The organism is Pseudofrankia inefficax (genome assembly GCF_000166135.1).
Classification (GTDB): domain Bacteria; phylum Actinomycetota; class Actinomycetes; order Frankiales; family Frankiaceae; genus Pseudofrankia; species Pseudofrankia inefficax.
In genome coordinates, this window is the sequence record NC_014666.1 from 7247404 (window position 1) to 7264839 (window position 17436).

General features: G+C 72.3%; 15 protein-coding genes. 5 read left to right on the forward strand and 10 right to left on the reverse strand.

Annotation, left to right across the window (positions count from 1 at the left end; genetic code table 11):
- Positions 1-7: 7 nt before the first annotated feature.
- Positions 8-613 carry a (2Fe-2S)-binding protein gene (locus tag FRAEUI1C_RS29255; protein ID WP_013426991.1) on the reverse strand — a complete coding sequence of 202 codons (606 nt, stop codon included), beginning with the start codon at positions 611-613 and terminating at the stop codon, positions 8-10.
- Complete coding sequence (locus tag FRAEUI1C_RS29260) at positions 610-1539, reverse strand: FAD binding domain-containing protein (RefSeq protein ID WP_013426992.1); 930 nt, start codon at positions 1537-1539, stop codon at positions 610-612. Before FRAEUI1C_RS29260 ends, FRAEUI1C_RS29255 begins: the two co-directional genes overlap by 4 nt.
- A gap of 333 nt (positions 1540-1872) precedes the next feature.
- Between FRAEUI1C_RS29260 and FRAEUI1C_RS29265 the strand changes: the two genes are divergently transcribed.
- A complete protein-coding gene (locus FRAEUI1C_RS29265; protein WP_049807282.1) occupies positions 1873-2988 on the forward strand; it encodes a Rieske 2Fe-2S domain-containing protein in 1116 nt (371 codons plus the stop codon).
- A 162-nt stretch (positions 2989-3150) separates the two neighbouring features.
- A complete protein-coding gene (locus FRAEUI1C_RS29270) occupies positions 3151-4437 on the forward strand; it encodes an ATP-binding protein (protein ID WP_013426994.1) in 1287 nt (428 codons plus the stop codon).
- A 64-nt stretch (positions 4438-4501) separates the two neighbouring features.
- On the opposite strand, the gene FRAEUI1C_RS29275 is transcribed toward FRAEUI1C_RS29270, so the two are convergent.
- From FRAEUI1C_RS29275 to FRAEUI1C_RS29295, 5 genes are all read right to left on the reverse strand, one after another.
- Complete coding sequence (locus tag FRAEUI1C_RS29275; protein WP_083819763.1) at positions 4502-6076, reverse strand: adenine deaminase C-terminal domain-containing protein; 1575 nt, start codon at positions 6074-6076, stop codon at positions 4502-4504.
- Between the two features lie 473 nt (positions 6077-6549).
- A complete protein-coding gene (locus FRAEUI1C_RS29280; protein WP_013426996.1) occupies positions 6550-7446 on the reverse strand; it encodes an ABC transporter permease in 897 nt (298 codons plus the stop codon).
- Positions 7443-8291 (reverse strand): ABC transporter permease, encoded by an 849-nt coding sequence (locus FRAEUI1C_RS29285; RefSeq protein WP_013426997.1) that lies wholly within the window; start codon positions 8289-8291, stop codon positions 7443-7445. Before FRAEUI1C_RS29285 ends, FRAEUI1C_RS29280 begins: the two co-directional genes overlap by 4 nt.
- A 7-nt stretch (positions 8292-8298) precedes the next feature.
- Positions 8299-9183 carry an ABC transporter ATP-binding protein gene (locus FRAEUI1C_RS29290; RefSeq protein WP_013426998.1) on the reverse strand — a complete coding sequence of 295 codons (885 nt, stop codon included), beginning with the start codon at positions 9181-9183 and terminating at the stop codon, positions 8299-8301.
- 58 nt (positions 9184-9241) lie between these two features.
- Positions 9242-10342 carry an ABC transporter substrate-binding protein gene (locus FRAEUI1C_RS29295; RefSeq protein ID WP_041259719.1) on the reverse strand — a complete coding sequence of 367 codons (1101 nt, stop codon included), beginning with the start codon at positions 10340-10342 and terminating at the stop codon, positions 9242-9244.
- Between the two features lie 328 nt (positions 10343-10670).
- Here FRAEUI1C_RS29295 and FRAEUI1C_RS29300 point away from each other — a divergent pair, with 328 nt between their 5' ends.
- The 3 genes from FRAEUI1C_RS29300 (at position 10671) to FRAEUI1C_RS29310 (ending at position 13226) form a co-directional block, all read left to right on the forward strand.
- Positions 10671-10973, forward strand: coding sequence for an urease subunit gamma (locus FRAEUI1C_RS29300; protein WP_013427000.1), 303 nt, complete (start codon positions 10671-10673; stop codon positions 10971-10973).
- 97 nt (positions 10974-11070) lie between these two features.
- The gene (locus FRAEUI1C_RS29305; protein WP_041261701.1) at positions 11071-11406 is read left to right on the forward strand and encodes an urease subunit beta; all 336 of its coding nucleotides are present in this window, start codon (positions 11071-11073) and stop codon (positions 11404-11406) included.
- 92 nt (positions 11407-11498) lie between these two features.
- Positions 11499-13226, forward strand: coding sequence for an urease subunit alpha (locus tag FRAEUI1C_RS29310; protein ID WP_013427002.1), 1728 nt, complete (start codon positions 11499-11501; stop codon positions 13224-13226).
- 59 nt (positions 13227-13285) lie between these two features.
- Here FRAEUI1C_RS29310 and FRAEUI1C_RS29315 read toward each other — a convergent pair whose 3' ends face one another.
- The 3 genes from FRAEUI1C_RS29315 to FRAEUI1C_RS36785 form a co-directional block, all read right to left on the reverse strand.
- Positions 13286-14068 (reverse strand): SAM-dependent methyltransferase, encoded by a 783-nt coding sequence (locus FRAEUI1C_RS29315; protein WP_083819652.1) that lies wholly within the window; start codon positions 14066-14068, stop codon positions 13286-13288.
- 1883 nt (positions 14069-15951) lie between these two features.
- Positions 15952-16848, reverse strand: a complete 897-nt coding sequence (locus FRAEUI1C_RS29320; protein WP_013427004.1) for a phytanoyl-CoA dioxygenase family protein — start codon at positions 16846-16848, stop codon at positions 15952-15954.
- A gap of 200 nt (positions 16849-17048) precedes the next feature.
- On the reverse strand, positions 17049-17414 hold the full coding sequence (locus FRAEUI1C_RS36785) for a hypothetical protein (protein WP_013427005.1): 366 nt from the start codon (positions 17412-17414) through the stop codon (positions 17049-17051).
- Positions 17415-17436 lie beyond the last annotated feature (22 nt).

The following is a 17436-nucleotide window of genomic DNA, read 5'->3' on the forward strand; positions in this document are numbered from 1 at the left end:
CCCGCGCTCACGGCCGGTCCGCCAGCTCGGCCTGGACGGCCCGGACCGCGGCGAGGATCCGGCCGTAGCCGGTGCAGCGGCAGATGTTGCCGGCGAGGGCCTCGCGGATCTCCCCCTCGGTCGCGTCCGGCCGTCGGCCGAGCAGGTCGGTGACGGCGACGACGAAGCCGGGCGTACAGAACCCGCACTGGACCGCGCCGTCCCGCAGGAACGCGGCCTGCACGGCTGGCCCGAGGCCGTCCGCCGGCAGGCCGGCCAGGGTCGTCACCCGTGCGTCGACCGCGTCCGCGGCGAGCACCGTGCAGGCGGCGACGACCTTCTCGTCGAGCAGCACCGAGCACGAGCCGCACCGGCCCTGTTCGCAGCCGTCCTTGACGCTGGTGATCCCGAGCCGCTCGCGCAGGACGGCCAGCAGCGAGTCCGCGAGGGCCGCGCCGGAGATGGCCCGCAGCGTGCCGTCGACGCGTAGGTGATAGATGGCGGCCATCGGGTCCGCCTCCCCGTCGAACAGGTCGTCGCCGGCCGGCGCGGCACTGGAGCGGTCCAGTACCCGGCGGCCGGGCGCCGCGGCGCCCTGGTCCTGTCTGGGGGTGGGGTCGGTTCCCGCCGTCACGCCGTCCCCGTTCCGCGCGTGCCGTCGCCGTCCGCGCCACCGCGGGCGCCGCTGTCGCTGTCGCCGCTCGCGGCGGCCAGCGCCCGGGCCAGTGCCCGGGACGCGAGCACCCCGGCGGCGTGCCACCGGTAGTCAGCCGGGTCCCGCGGACCGGCCGGCAACTGCTCGGGGGCCTCCTGAGCCGCCAGGGCGACCAGCTCACCAAACCGCTGGGCGACGCCGGCCCCGGACGGCAGCGGCGCCGACCAGTCGATCTCGCCGGCCGCGAAGTCCTCGGCGTCGCCCGGCCGCAGCCGGCCGGTCGTGACGCCGCCGATGGCGCAGCGGATCCGTCCCGCGGCCCCGTCGACGACCAGGGCACAGTTCAGCAGAGCCGGGTAGGCCGCCTGACGGCCCCCGATCTTCAGGAAGACCTGGGGCCCGCGGGTCACCGGGACGCGCACGGCGGTCACCAGCTCGCCGCGCCGCCGGCCGGTGGCCAGGAAGCCGACCAACGGCACGGCGCGCGAGCCGGCGCGGGCCGAGCGGGTGAGCACCTCGGCGTCGACGGCGGTGAGGAACGTCAGCAGGTCACCACGCGGGTTCGCCGAGCCGAGCGCGCCGCCGACCGTGCCGGTGTTGCGGATCTGCGCGGAGCCGACGGCGCGGGCGGCCGCGGCCAGGCCAGGCGCCGGTTCCCAGTCGGCGAGCTCGGCATAGGTCACGCCGGCACCGATCGTCAGCCGGTCCGGGGCGACGCCACGGGCCCGCAGCTCCAGGACGCGGCGCAGCGCGACGAGCGCCCGCGGCCGGCGCAGGCCGGCACGCAGCGCCGGGACGAGGTCGGTCCCGCCGGCGAGCAGCTCCACGTCGCCGACCTCGGCGAGCATCCGGACCGCCTCACCGACCGTGCCGGGCCGGTGCAGCACGGCCGTGGCGCCTGTCACCTGGCTCCCCTCTCGCCTGTCACTCCCCGTCAGTACAGCTCGGGACCGCCGCGCGCACCATGACCACCACGTCACGCGGCTGGGCCGTCGGTCACCGTCCGACCGGCCCGGCGCCGAACGCGGCCGGCGGCGCGGGCACCGCGCGGCCGAACCGGCCCGAATGCCGCCAACCGGCCCCAACGACCCGCGCTGCGACGATAGGACCCGCAGGTTACGAGCATGTTCAGGACCAACTCTCACTGAGTGTTACCTCGCACCGGGCCCTCGGGAAACGGCGACGCCATGTGGGCAGAGGATGATGTGCTGGGCGCTCCGCGAGGAAGGGTGGTGTACGTGTCGCTCCGTCTGACGAACACGGATCCGGCGTTGCGGCATGGCTGGCACCCGGTGGCGCTGTCCACCGAGCTCGGCGACGAACCACTCGCGGTGCGCCTGCTCGGCGAGCCGTGGGTGCTCGCCCGCCTGAACGGCGTGCTCACCGCGTTCGAGGACCGCTGCCCGCACCGCCTCGCGCCGCTGTCGGCCGGGCGGGTCGACGGCGAGACGCTGGTCTGCCCGTACCACGGCTGGCGGTACGCCGCGGACGGTGGCTGCACGCTCGTTCCGGCCCTCGGCCCGGGTGTCCCGGCTCCTCGGCGTGCCCGCGCCACCACCGCCTGGGGTGTCACGGAGCGCCACGGCCTTGTCTGGATCGCCCCCGACGAGCCGTTCGCCGAGATCCTCGCCCTGCCCGAGGCGGGTGAGGACGGGTTCGACTCGACGTGGCTGGAGCCCGCGCGCTCGACCGCCGCCGCCGGGCTGCTCGCCGACAACTTCCTCGACACCGCGCATTTCCCGTTCGTGCACGCCGCCACCATCGGCGACGTCGGTGAGGACATGCTGGTGCCGCCCTACCGGGTGGACGCCGACGGGGACGGCTTCCGCGTCGTCATGGAGCAGGACGTCTCCAACCCGGAGGACCCGGGGGTCGCGGCCGGCCTGCGCCCGCTGGTGCAGCGCCGGGTGTCGACCTACGTGTTCCGCCCGCCGTTCATGCTGCGGCTGCGGATGGAGTACCCGGACGCGGGGATCATCAACGCCATCCTGTTCTGCCTGCAGCCCGAGGACGACGGCGCGAGCCGGGTCTACACCCGGCTGATGCGCAACGACCTCGGCGGGGACACGGCCCGGCTGGCCGAGGCGGCCCGGTTCGAGCAGGCGATCCTCGACGAGGACCTGGCTCTGCAGCACCGGTTCGCCGTCGACGGGCTGCCGCTGATCAGCGGGGACGGTGACCTGGCCGAGGAGGTGCACGTCCGGGCCGACGCCGCCGGGGTGGCGCTGCGCCGGGTGCTCGCCGCCTTCCTCACCCGGGCCGCCCGCTACCCGCGCCGGGCCGCCGCCGGGGCCGAGCCGGACGGCCGCTTCACCCGCGCGCCGCGACGCCCACCGACCCGCGCCGGCCGTTGACATTCGTCTGACAGATCCTCGTCAGCACCCGAGACTGGGAGTAACGTCAGCCGAACGGTCAAGATCGACCGAAGGCGGCGTCCCAACCAGGCGAGCGCCTATGCGGGACGAGCGTCGGACACGCGGCTTCGCAAGAGCCGCTCTTCTTTCAGGTGGCACCCTGTGCGAAACGCTGATGGCGCCCCGGGCGGCCAGGGAACGCCCGCCTGCCCGGTGACCGGGGCGGTCGACGTCACCGGTCGGGTCGTGCCCGGCGCTTCGTGGGCGGACCTGGACCCGGTCGAGTTCGACCGGCTGCGCCGCCTCATCGGGGCCGCCCGGGAGAAGGCCGACCAGCGGCTCGCCGTTCTCGACGACCTGGCGCTGGCCCGCGAGCTCGGCGTGGTGCGCCTGGCCGCGCCGGAGGGCGCCACGGACGGGTCCGAGCCGAACGGGCCGTCGGCCGAGGGCGCGGACCCGGCGCGGGTCGAGATCCTGCTCGCCGGGCTGCTGCTGTTCGGCCGGCCGGAGGCGCTGCGCAGGCTCGCGCCGACCCACGAGGCCGCCATTCAGGTCTTCGACCGGATCGACGGGCTGGCGACCGGGACCAACGTGTTCCTGCGCTGGCCGCTGCTGCGGCTGGTCGAGGAGTTCCTGGCCCGGTTCCGGGAGCTGAACCCGAACCGCGAGGTGCGCTTCGACCTGGTCCGGATGCGGGTGCCGGTGTACTCGGAGGCCGCGTTCCGGGAGGCGCTCGCCAACGCCCTCATCCACCGCGACTACACCGCGCCGGGCGCGGTGCACGTCCAGTGGTCCGAGGACCAGATCATCGTCTCGAACCCGTCCGGCCTCCCGGCCGGGATCACGGTGGACACCCTGCTGTCGGCGCCGCCGAGCCCGCGCAACCCCCTGCTCGCCGACGCGTTCCGCCGGGCCGGCCTGGTCGCGCGCACCGGTCGGGGCATCGGCCAGATCTGGCGGGAGCAGCTGCGCCACGGGCACGCGCCGCCCGACCACGGCCGCAGCGGTGATCACGCCGTGGTCGTGGTCCTCCCGGGCGGGCGGCCGGACCTGGGGTTCGCCCGGTTCGTGCTCATGCACGAGCTGGTCGGCCGGCCGCTGTCCCTGCCCGAGCTGCAGATCATCAACCGAATGCGCCGGCAGCCGCGCCTGCGGACCGAGGAGGTCGCGCAGATGCTGGCCGTCTCGAAGACGGAGGCCCGCCGGGCGCTGTTCCGGATGGTCCGCGCCGGCCTCGTCGAGATCGAGAACGCGGCCACGCCACGGCGTTCCTGGACGTTGTCCGACTACACCCAGCGGGCGTTGCGGGACTCCGCCGCCGCCGTCGCCACCGGGGAGGCGGTCGCCGCCGGAGCCGAGGCGCCGGCGGGCGCAGCCGCCGGCGGCCCGGACCTGGCGAAGGCGCCGCCCACAGACAAGGCCGCCCCGCCCGCCGAGGCCGCGGGCTGAGCTGACCCGGCCGGGTGCCGGCCGGCTCGGGTAGGCGGCCACCTCTCGCGGACCGGCCCCCGAGTCAGGGAGCGGGACGGGTGAACAGGGCCGTCCCCAGGTCGGCCAGGGTCTGGAGCGGCCCGGCGAGCCGGCAGCCGATCGCCGCCGCCGCGGCGTCGGCGGCGGCGAGCTGGCCGTCGACGGCCTCCCACGGCGCGTCGCTGACGATGCCGGCGACGGGCAGTGGGCAGGCGGCCTGCACCCAGCCCCGGTCGATCACCACGTACCCGCCGCCCATGCCCTCCAGGGCGCGGGCGGCGGTGAGCATGTCGGCGTCGTTGGTGCCGACGAGCACCAGGTCACCGGGCGGGTCGCTGGTGGTGACGCCGACGGCGCCGCTGGTCAGCCCGACCCCGCGCAGCAGCCCGACCCGGACCGGCTCGTGGCTGCCGGACCGGTCGACGACGGCCACCTTGAGCAGATCGTGGTCGGGGTCGGCCACGATCAGGCCGTTGCGGACCGCGGGCTCGATCCGCACCTGCCGTGGGACGGCCGCACCGGCCGACGCCGTCGCCAGCGGCTGAATCGGCACCGTCGGAGCGAGGCCGCCGCTCCCGGGCAGCCCAGGGCGCCCTGGGAGCAGCCCCGCCAGGCCGGGTGTCCGGGACGAGGGCACCACCGGAGTGGAGATCCGGGAGACGATCTCGACGGCCACCGGCAGCGGCGCCGGATGCCCCGGCCAGCCGGGCAGCGCGAACGAGTCGACGTGGAGGTTCACCGGCAGGCGCACGGTGTCCAGGGCCCAGCGGGGGGCTCGGTCGGGGTTGTCGAACAGCGGCCGCCCCTGGCCGGCGGCGATGCGCCCGCCGGCGACGACGAGGTCGGGTGGTTCGATACCGCCGATCTCGGTGACGATCAGCAGGTCGGCCAGATGGGCCGGCAGGATCGCGCCGAGGACCTGGTCGAGCCCGTGCCGGCGGGCGGGCGCGAGCGTCGCGCGCCGGACGGCCTCGGCGGGCGCCAGCCCGGCCAGGATCCCGGACCGCACCGCGCAGGCGAGCTGGCCGTAACCGACCAGGTCGGCGAGCGCCCGGTGGCCGACGGTCTGCTCGCCGGGCAGCAGGTCCCCCGCCGCCGGGCCGGGTGCGCCGGGCCGGCGGGCCAGCACCCGCAGCGGGGTGTCGGTCGAGGTCGCGATCCCGGCGCCACGAGGGCCGCAGCGGGCGACCAGGCCGGTGGGGTCGGTCAGCACGGTCACGGTGCCGCGCGGCACCAGCAGCCGGGCGGCCTCGCCGGGCAGCAGCAGGGTCCGTTCCGGGCGGACGTGGGCGTCGAGGTAGGCGGGCAGCAGGTAGCGGCCGGTCGCGTCCAGCGAGCGGCGCCCGGCGAGCGCACCAGGCCTCGTCACGGCGGCGATGAACCGGCCGACGATCGCGACGTCCCGTTGCAGCAGCTCGCCGGTCTGCACGACGACGACGGTTCCGCTGTGCACCAGCAGGTCGGCGTCTTCCTCGCCGACGGCGACCCGCCGCAGCCGCGCGAGCTCGCCGTCGCTGGGCCCCAGCCGGCCGGCCCCGCCGGCAGGCGCCGGCCCGCGGCTCCCGGTGGTCATGGCGGGCAGTAACGCCGGCCCCACCGCGAGATCCGCGGAACTCATCCCAGGCGCCGTGGTCCCCGCGCCCGGCCACCCCGCCGCCAGCGCCGTCCCCACGCCGGCCGTCGTCACACTCACACGGGCCCTCCGGTTGGGGGGTCTGGGGGGTCTGACCCCCAGGTGACGTAGCGGGCCGGCGGAAAGTCACCCGAAGGATGGCGAACGGGTTTGTCCGCCTCGACTTCACCTACCGGCTTGCCCTGAACGGCCGCCGCCGATGTCATTGTCGCAGCCACGGACCGGACAGTCACCGATTGCTGCCGCGCATCGAGTGCTCTCCAGCACAAAGGCCGCTGACCAGGAATGATGCGAGCTGTTCGGCCGGCCCGGCGCGTCTCGCCGGAAGACCAGCGGAAATGGCGCTCCCGCCGATCCGGCGTGAATCGGCGGGAGGTCCAGGTCAGCATCGCCGACCAGTAACGTGCGTCACCCTCGCGGTCGGAAACCGCGGGTGAACGACGGGCCGGCTCAGGGGGTCACTTCCCGCGGGCTGGCGCCGGGCCGTACCGGGCGAGGACGACCGTCTCGATGATGCCGACGACGCCGTAGAGCGCGACGCTCACCGCCGTGATCACGATGACCGACGCCCAGACGCCGCCGTAGTCGAACACCTGCTGGGAGTGCTCCATGTAGTAACCGAGCGCCTTGCCGGTGGCGAGCCATTCGGCGAGCAGCGCGCCGATGATGGCTCCCGGCACGGCGATTCGCGCGGAGGCGAACAGCGCCGGCAACGCGCTCGGAATGGCCACCTTGCGCAGCACGGTGAACGGGCTGCCGCCATACGCGGTGACCAGGTCCGCTGCGGCCTTCGGGGTGGAGCGCAGACCGAAGACGATGTTCACCAGCGACGGGAAGAACACCACGATCCCGGCGATGACCGTGACACCCATCACGGCACGGCCGAAAACCAGCGTGATGATCGGGGTCATCGCGACCAGCGGGACCGAGCGCAGCACCATCGCCACCGGCAGGAACGCCTGCTCGACGGGGCGGTACAGCACGAACAGCACCGACACGACGATCGCCGCGACCGTGCCGGCGACGTAGCCGTACAGCGCGTCGAGAAGGGTCTCCAGCAGGCCGTGGAAGATCACGTGCCGATGCTCGTGCGCCTTCGGGACCGTGAACAGGTAGTGATAAACGGCCTTCGGGTCCTTGGCCACCAGCGGGTTGAGGTGGAAGACCTTCAGGAAGGCGTACCAGAGAATCACGATCACGACGACGGACGCGAGGACCTGGCCGAAGGTGCGGCCCAGCCGGGCGAGCGCGGTGACGAGCAGCAGCGAGCCGGGCGAGCGCTGCTCCACCGGCGGCGCGACGGCCGGGGCCGGCACCGGCCCGGACTCGGTCGCCGGAGCGGCCGTGGTGGTCACGATCCACCTCCGGGGTTGCCGCGCGGCGCCCACGGGGTGAGCAGCCGGGCGATCAGCGAGGTAATGCCGTAGCCGACGGCGGCGATCGCGGAGGCGATGATGGCCAGCGCCCAGGTGCGCGGGACGTCGAACGCCTGCTCCGAGGCGATCATGGTGATCCCGATGCCCTTGTCCGCACCCAGGTACTCGCCGATGATCGCGCCGAGCAGCGCGGCGGGCGGCGCGATCTGCAGCCCGGCGAACGTGCTGGGCAGCGCGGCGCGCAGCCGGACGAACCGGAGCTGGGCGAACCTCCCGCCGCCGAAGGCGCGGATGGCGTCCAGGGTCGTCTGGTCGGCCGCGCTCAGGCCGGTGAGCGTGCCGACCAGGGTGGTGAAGAAGACCGAGATCCCGGCGAGCGCCATCTCCGGCGCGGTGCCGTTGAAGACCGTCGTCAGGATCGGGCCGATCGCGATGATCGGCAGGCAGTAGGAGGCCACCCCGATCTGCAGCAGGATGCGGTCGACGACCGGGATGCCGAAGCAGAGGATCGACAGGCCGATGGCCAGGCCGTTGCCGATCAGATAGCCCTGGAAGGCGATCCACACGGTCGTGGCGACCGGGGTCGGCCACAGGTGGCGGTCCGTCCAGAAGTCCTTGACGACCGCCCACGGCGTCGGCACCGCGCCGCCGTGCTTGAACGCGGTGACCGCGAGGATCCACCAGAGCGCGATGATCGCCAGGGTGCCGATCAGGCCGCCCAGCCAGGAGGGCGCGCCCGCGCGGGCCCGGGAACCGTCCTGGGATGGGCTGCCGCTGGGCGGGGCGGCGACCGCGCCGGCGGGAGTGTCCTGGAGCGCTGTCATGCCGGGGTCACGCGGCCCGCTCGTCTTCGTCCTGGCCCCCGAACAGCAGGCCGGACAGCTCGTCGTGCAGCTCGTGGAAGCGCGGGGTCCGCAACATCTCCGAGGTGCGCGGGCGAGGAAGGTCGATCTCGACGATCTCCTTGATCCGGCCGGGCCGCGGCGTCATGACCGCGACCTTGTCGGACAGGATGACCGCCTCCGGGATCGAGTGGGTGACCAGCAGGGTCGTGGTCGCCCGCTCGGTCCAGATCCGCAGCAGCTCGAAGTTCAGCCGCTGGCGGGTCATGTCGTCCAGGGCGCCGAACGGCTCGTCGAGCAGCAGCACCTTCGGCTCGACGACCAGCGCGCGGGCGATCGCCACCCGCTGGCGCATGCCGCCGGACAGCTGGGCCGGGCGGGCCTTCTCGAAGCCGGTGAGGCCGACCAGTGAGATCAGGTCGGCGATCACCTTTCGGTCCGCCTTCCTGCCGCTGACCTCCAGCGGCAGCCGGATGTTGGCCTCGACGGACCGCCAGGGCAGCAGCGCGGCGTCCTGGAACGCGATGCCGAGGTGGTGGGCGCGCCGGGCCGCGGCCGGGCGCTCGCCGTGGACGAGCGCCTCCCCCTGGGTCGGCGCCTCCAGGTCGGCGAGGATGCGCAGAACGGTCGACTTCCCACAGCCGGAGGGCCCGATCAGCGTGAGGAACGAGCCCTCCGCCGTGGAAAGGTTCACGTCGTCCAGTGCGACGACCGAACGACGGCCGAGCCTGAACTCCTTGCGCAGTCCGGTCACGCTGACCCCGGAGCCGGGGGCCGGTTCGGCGGCGGCCGTAGGGACGGCCGCCTCCTCCCCGAAGGTGACTGCCGCCGCGTCGACGGCGGGCTCCGGTGTGGGCGTGGCGGAAGCGCTCATGTCAGGCTCGGCTTCTCCTCTAGGGCTGGACCGGGGACGGGACGATCAGCGTGGCGGGTCAGCCCAGCGCGGGGATCGTCTTCAGGCCCGGCTGCTCCTTGTACAGCTCGTCGATGATGCTGGTGTCGAAGAGCTGGTCGGCGGTGATGTCGACCTTCGCCAGCTTGAGCGTGGCGATGTTCTCCTCGATCAGGGCCGGCGTGATCGTGAACAGGCCGTTCGCCTTGGTGTCGGCGGTGACCAGCAGCTCGTTCTGGGCCTTGGCCTCGAGGGTCTGCTCGGCCGTGTCGAGGCCCTGGTCCTTGCCGTAGACGGTCGCGGCGAGGCTCGCGCCGGTGCCCGGGGTCGCGATCTGGTCGTGCCACCCCTTGATCTCGGCGGTCAGGAACGCCTTGATCTTGTCCTTGTCCTTCGCGAGCGTGTCTGTGGTGACCATGTACGTCTCGGACACCAGCGGGTACTTGAAGTCCGCCAGCAGGAACGTGACGGTGTCGATGCCCTTCACCTTGAGCAGGTTCGGCTCGTTGGTGATGAAGGAGAACCACCCGTCGACCTGACCGGTGGTCAGCGGCGTCGGGTCGAACTGGACCGGCACCTTGTCGATCTTCGACGGGTCGATGTTGTTGGCCGCGAGGAACGCGGACCACACCGACTCGTTGGTGGCCTGGACACCGATCTTCTTGCCGATCATGTCCTCGGGCGTCTTGATCGGCTTGCTCGCCAGCGACATGATCGCGAACGGGTTCTTCTGGTACTGCGCGCCAATGATCTTGATGGGCGCGCCCTGCAGGATCGCGGCACCGGTGATGTCCGGGGCCGAGATACCGATGAACGCCTTGCCGGTCGCCACGTCGGCGTCCTGCGGGGTGGCGCTCGGGCCACCGCTGATCAGGTTGACCGACGTGAAGCCGGCCGCCTTGTAGTAGCCCTTCTGGTCGGCGATGTACGCGCCGGCGAACTCCACGTTCTTGATCCAGGAGAGCCGGTAGGTCAGCGCGCCGAACGACGACGGACCACTGCTGGCCGCCGAGCTGCCCCCGGAGCCGCTGCTCCCACACGCGGCCAGAAACTCGCTGCCGCCAATACCCAGAGCAGCTGCGCCCGCGGCCATGCCCGCACCGCGCCGCAGGAAGCTGCGCCTGTCGAATCCCGTTGTCACCGAACCCCCATCGTCGCCCCGGGGTTGAGTTCCCCACCGCCGGCCCATCCGGCCCTCCCGGGCGGTTCCACGGGACGTTAGAAAGCAGCCGTGTCGCGGCCATCGCCCCTTTGTGAACACGGTGTAACTCCCGCAGGTTGTGACGAATCCGGCCCGGCCTCGCAGGCCGGACCTGCCGGTCGAACGCGGGTCGAGTCCGACCGACGGCCAGCAAACACCCACAACCGTGACCCAACGTGACGAATTCAGTCCCCGCGTTCGCGACGACGGCGACGCGCCAGCGGCCGGTGTTACGCGGTCGACATCTGCTGGCCCTAGGTTTGGCGCCGTGCTGCTGAGCCCGCATGAACAGGAACGCCTGCTGATCCATGTCGCGGCCAACCTCGCCAAGGAGCGCCGGGGCCGCGGTCTGCGGCTCAACTATCCGGAGGCGGTCGCGCTGCTGACCTCCTTCCTGCTGGAGGGGGCGCGCGACGGGCGCACCGTCGCCGAGCTGATGGCCGCCGGGCGCACCGTGCTGACCAGGGACGACGTCCTGGACGGCATCCCGGAGATGCTCGCCGAGGTGCAGGTCGAGGCGACCTTCCCCGACGGCACCAAGCTCGTCACGGTGCACCACCCGATCCCGTGACCGGCCTGCCCCGGGCCGCCACCGGCCGGTGCCACCCGCCGAACAGCCAGCCAGTCGCGGCCCCCGGAACGAGCGGATCAGGAACGAGCGGATGCCGATGATTCCCGGCGAGGTCCTGCACGACGACGACCCGATCGAGATCAACCCGGGCCGTCCGACGCTCACCCTGATCGTGCGCAACGGCGGCGACCGGCCGGTCCAGGTCGGCTCGCACTACCACTTCGCCGCGGCGAACCCGGCGCTCGACTTCGACCGCGCGGCGGCCTGGGGCTACCGGCTCGCGGTGCCCGCGGGAACGGCGGTCCGCTTCGAGCCGGGGATCGAACGCGAGGTCACCCTGGTGGCCCTCGCCGGCTCCCGCGACGTCCCGGGCCTGCGGCCGGAATGGGCCGGCAGGCTCGACGAGCGCGACGCCACCCCGACTCTCCCCTGACGGTCCCGTTCCAGCTGTCCGCTGCCCAGGCCGGACGGCTGGAACGCCCGCAGGCTCCCCGTTGACACCTTCTCCTGGGCGAGAGGACAGACATGGCTTCGCTGGACCGGTCGCGGTACGCCGCGCTGTACGGACCGACGGTCGGCGACCGGGTCCGGCTGGCCGACACCGACCTGTTCATCGAGGTCACCGCCGACCTCAGCCGCGGGCCTCGCGGCGCCGGCACCGGCGACGAGGCCGTCTTCGGCGGCGGCAAGGTCATCCGCGAGTCGATGGGCCAGGCCAGGGCCACCCGGGCCGAAGGCGCCCCCGACCTGGTGATCACCGGCGTCATCGTGCTGGACCACTGGGGTGTCGTGAAGGCCGACGTCGGCGTCCGCGACGGCCGGATCGTCGCGCTCGGCAAGGCCGGCAACCCGGACACGATGGACGGCGTCCACCCAGAGCTCGTGATCGGTCCGGGCACGGAGATCATCTCGGGCAACGGGAAGATCATGACGGCCGGGGCGATCGACTGCCACGTCCACTTCATCTGCCCACAGCAGGTCCCGGAGGCCCTGGGCGCCGGCATCACGACACTGATCGGCGGCGGCACCGGGCCGGCCGAGGGCACCAAGGCGACGACGGTCACCCCGGGCGGCTGGAACCTGGGCCGGATGCTGTCCGCGATGGACGACTGGCCCGTCAACGTCGTCCTGCTCGGCAAGGGCAACACGACCAGCGAGGACTCGCTCTGGGAGCAGCTGCGCGCCGGGGCCGCAGCGTTCAAGCTGCACGAGGACTGGGGCACCACCCCGGCCGTGATCGACGCCTCGCTGCGGGTCGCGGACGCCGCCGGGGTCCAGGTCGCGCTGCACTCCGACACGCTGAACGAGGCCGGGTACGTCGAGAGCACGCTGGCGGCGATCGCCGGCCGGGCGATCCACGCGTACCACACCGAGGGCGCCGGCGGCGGGCACGCACCGGACATCATCACGGTCGCCGCGGCCGGCAACGTCCTGCCGTCGTCGACGAACCCGACCCGGCCGCACACCGTCAACACGCTCGATGAGCACCTCGACATGCTGATGGTCTGCCATCACCTGAACCCGAGCATCCCCGAGGACCTCGCCTTCGCGGAGAGCCGGATCCGGCCGTCGACGATCGCGGCCGAGGACATCCTGCACGACCTGGGCGCGATCTCGATGATCGGTTCGGACTCGCAGGCGATGGGCCGGATCGGCGAGGTCGTCCTGCGCACCTGGCAGACCGCGCACGTCATGAAGGCCCGGCGCGGCGCGCTGCCGGGTGACGGGCGGGCGGACAACCTGCGGGCACGGCGCTACGTCGCCAAATACACGATCTGCCCGGCCGTCGCGCACGGCCTGGACGGCGAGGTCGGTTCGGTCGAGGTCGGCAAGCTCGCCGACCTCGTGCTCTACGAGCCGGCGTTCTTCGGTGTCCGCCCCTCGCTCGTCCTCAAGGGCGGCTTCATCACCTGGGCCGCGATGGGCGACGCGAACGCCTCGATCCCGACCCCGCAGCCGATCCTGCCCCGGCCCATGTTCGGCGCCGCCCGCGGCCCGGCGGCCGCGTCGTCGCTGACCTTCGTCGCGCCGGCGGCGATCGAGGCCGGCCTGCCGGCGCGCCTCGAGCTGGCCACCCCGATGGTCCCGGTGCGGGACGTCCGCCGCCGCGGCAAGGCCGACCTGATCAACAACACCGCGACCCCGGACATCCGGGTCGACCCCGACACCTTCACCGTCACCATCGACGGGGACGCCATCGAGCCCGCCCCCGTCCGCGAGCTCCCGATGGCGCAGCGCTACTTCCTGTTCTGAGCCTGCTTGGTCTGGGGTCTGGGGTCTGGGACTTTGGGCTTGGGGCTTGGGTTCTTGCCCTATGCCTTGCGGCCGATCCCGCCCAGGACCAGCCGGACCGCGGCGTCCACGCGGCCCGAGAACATCGTCTCCCGGCGCCACATCGCCGCGTAGCTGAGGCCGGGCGGCACGGTCGCGAGGCCGCCGAAGTAGGCGGAGATCTCGGCCCTGGACCGAAAACGGCCGGTGCCCCGATGGGCCAGCAGCGTCTCCTCCAGCTCGGCCGTCGCCGCGCCACGATCCAGGTAGTGGCTCAGGAGCAGGTAGCTGCCAGCGGCCAGCGCGTCCTTGTAGCCGGCGACGACGGCGGCCGGGTCGTCCTCGTCACCCAGGTGGTGGACGACGCCGAGCATCAGCAGGCCGACCGGCTCGTCGAGGTCGATGAAGGCACGCACCTGCGGGCTGGCGAGAACCGCGGCCGGATCGCGCGGATCGGCCGTCATGAGCGTGGTGTGCCGGGTCTCGGGCGCGGTGCCCGCCGCACGGACGGTCGGGTCCACGTCGACGTAGACCACGCGGCTGTCCGGGTCGACCGCTCGGGCGAGCCGGTGGGTGCTGCGGGGAGTCGCCAGCCCGTAGCTGAGATCGATGAACTGGCGGACGCCCTGCCGGGCCAGGAACCGCACGCCCCGGCTGTGCAGGTCCCGATGCTCGGCCGCCGCCCGGCGCACTATCGGCTCTAGACGCTCGAAACGCGCCACCTCGGCCCGGTCGAAGGCGTCCTCGACCCGGCACGACGCCTCATCCAGCTCGGCGATGCCCCGCCCCGGACCGTTGCCACCCGTCGCTTCGCCCTGGCTCATGAAACTCAACACCCCCGCCGTCTCGGCCACTCGGCCGCGGCCGGCCCCGTTGTTCTGGTTTGTCGGGGCAAAGCGTAGGTCGGGCAGGAGCACCCGCCTCGTCGCAAGCACGACGAATCCGGCCACGTAGCCTGTCGCTTCCCCGACCGGGATCCCCTACACCCGCACCCGCCCTACCAGGCCAAACGGATGCTCAGCCCGTCCCACGGAACGCGGAGATCAACCGTCCCACGGAACGCGGAGATCAACCGTCCCACGGAACGCGGAGATCAACCGTCCCACGGAACGCGGAGATCAACCGTCCCACGGAACGCGGAGATCAACCGTCCCACGGAACGCGGAGATCAACCGTCCCACGGAACGCGGAGATCAACCGTCCCACGGAACGCGGAGATCAACCGTCCCACGGAACGCGGAGATCAACCGTCCCACGGAACGCGGAGATCAACCGTCCCACGGAACGCGGAGATCAACCGTCCCACGGAACGCGGAGATCAACCGTCCCACGGAACGCGGAGATCAACCGTCCCACGGAACGCGGAGATCAACCGTCCCACGGAACGCGGAGATCAACCGTCCCACGGAACGCCTCGGGCGCTGGGGCGCCCTGGCGATCGCTCCGGCGATGGACGGTCAGCCCGTCGAGCGACTGAAGGCCCGAGCCGCCGATTCGCCTACGCTTCTGGCGATCTTCGAGCGGTCCGACGGTGGACGACGGCGATGATCGCCAGTTGCGCAGAGATAAATGCGACAACCCGGGGCGCCGAACGACGATTTCCCCTGCCCAACCGGCGATCATGAAGAACTGGGGCGGCGTCAGAGCCCGATGATCGCCGAGTGCGCAGGGGAATTGCGAGCACGGGGCGCCAACAGGTCAGGATTGACTCGCTGTCCAGACACACTCTCGGCGACGAATGCGCGGCCGTGTGCGGTCTGGGCTTAGTGGGCCGGGACGGCGGTGGCCGCTGTGCGTGGTCGGGGCATACATGGTCTGGTTGGCGCCGGCCTGGGGTAGCCGGGCCGTCTGGGAGTCGAGGTCTGGATAGGCGTTATCGATGGCGGTGGGTAGGTAAAGGCGGGCGGCGAGGTCCAACGTGGCTTGGGCGGCGCCAGTCCGGCGTTCCGCGGAACGCTTCGGGCGCCGGGACGCCCTCGGCGGTCGCTCGCGTGGTGGGCAGGGAGTCCGTCGCCGGCCGAGGCGCCAATACGCATACCCATATGGCGATCTTCGGGCGGTCCAGAGGCTGTGCGACGGCGGTGATCGCCAGGTTGGTATGGATAAATGCGACAAACAGCGCGCAGAACGACGTTCCCGCTACCAAGTCGGCGATCATGAAGAGGCTCGGCGGCATCGCGGCACGATGATCGGCAGCTTGGTATGGGAAACGGCGGCTGCGGGGGCCAAGCGGCCCAGGATTGGCACGCCGCCCAGACGAACGCCAGCCAGACCCGACCCCCGACAGCTCGCTACCGAGACCATCGCCAACCAGACCAGACAACCCGAGAACGGGTAAGGCCAGACCAAGTAGGCCCGAACCAGGTAAGCCGAGAACGGGTAAGCGAGGCCATGCGGCCGAGACCACCTCACCCGAACCATGCAAGGCCTGGGCCGAGCGAGGTCCAGAACGGGTAAGCCAGACCACGCAAGGCGCGGACCGAGCCAGGCCCAGAACGGGTAAGGCCAGACCGCGCAGCCCAGACCACCTCGTCCAGCAGGCCACGCAAGGCCCAGACCACGCAAGGCCCAGAACGGGTAGGTCAGAACCGATAAACCCAGACCATGCAAAGCCTAGGCCGAGCCAGGCCCAGAACGGGTAAGCCCAGACCGCGCAGCCCAGACCACCTCGTCCAGCAGGCCGCGCAAGGCCCAGAACGCGCGAGGCCTACCGGGCGGCGTTCTTGAGGAACTGGGGCCGGTAGTTGGCCGGTGGGCCACTCCAATAGCCGCCGCGGACGTGGCGGCGGACGCCGTCGTCGTCGGTGGCCCTTGACGCGGAGTGCCACAGGTAGCCGTCGTGCAGGATCACGTCGCCGCGCTCGGTGTAGACGGCCACCTCACCCGGGATCTTGTCGAAGCCGAGCGGCATCTCGACGGGTGGTGGCGTGTCGGTGTAGCCGCCGGCCGGGCGCGCGTCGTCGGGGACCTCGACGCTGTTGACGTTGCGATACGGCGCGGGCGTCGCCCAGTTGTTGCTGCCGGGCACAACCCGCAGGAACCCGTTGGCCGGGCTGGTGGCGTCCAGATGGAAGGTGAACGCCAGACCGGGCCAGATGTCGACGCTGGGCATCGCCTGCCAGTCGGAATGCCAGCCGATCCGGGTGTAGCCGGACTCTCGGCCAGGGCGGGAGTCCTGGTAGACGACGCCGGCCTGCTCGGAGCCGTTGAGCCACGCCGAGTCGCCGATCAGCCGGCGGATCACCGCGAGCAACGCCGGAAGCGTCGCCGTCTCCAGCACGGCGGGCGACAGCTCCTGGACGTGCTCGACGTAGTTGACGAATCTTTCCGCCTTCTCGGCCGCGTCCAGGTACTTCGTCGAGCCATACCGCTCGGGCAGCCGCCCGGCCAGCACGTCGGCCTGGACGGCGGCGCATTCCGTCTCCATCCGGGCCGTCAGCTCGTCGGGCACCAGGCCGCGCAGCAGCACGTAGCCGAAGGCCCGGTAGAACTCCTCGATCTCGGCGAGGCCCGGCAGCGGCGCGCCGTCAGCAGCCCCGTTGGCGGCCCAGTCCACCTCGAAGACCCCGAAGGTCGCCGGTGTCGCGAGCACGGTCGAACGCATGCGCAGCCTCCCTGAGGTCCGGCCCCGGGATCGTCACGGGGTCTCGGTCAGGCAGGTCCCGGGCGAGCGGCCGCGTCCACGCCCCGCGTCCCGCACGACCTGCGCGCTGACCACTCTGACGCTAGGACGCGGCGGTTACGACCGCATTACCGACCAGCAGCGCCCTCGGGGGACGTAACTGGGATCACCGACGGCGCAGGTCAGTGCCGCCGGTTGCCACGACGAGACGAGTTCGACGACGAGTTGCCATTGTTCGACGACGACTTGTTGGGCAGGCACTCCCACCGATCGTGCTTGTCGCTCCACTGCACCGAGTAGTTCGCGGCGCAGGTCAGGTTCGTCGGCTTCGGCGGATGATGCCGCCCGCAGCCGGCGAGACCACCGGCGACCAGCCCGGCGGCAAGCACCACGGCGACTCCCCGCGCCCGGCCGGGCTGGACCCGGCCCGGCGGCCTGGAAGGCCGGCCGCCTCGCGAAGCGGACAGCTCGGCGGCCAGGATGTCCTGGCGGGAGAGCGTGACAACGCGCTGGAAGCCCCGACGGTGCGACTGGATCATGAACACCATCTACTACTACCTTGTGGAAGGT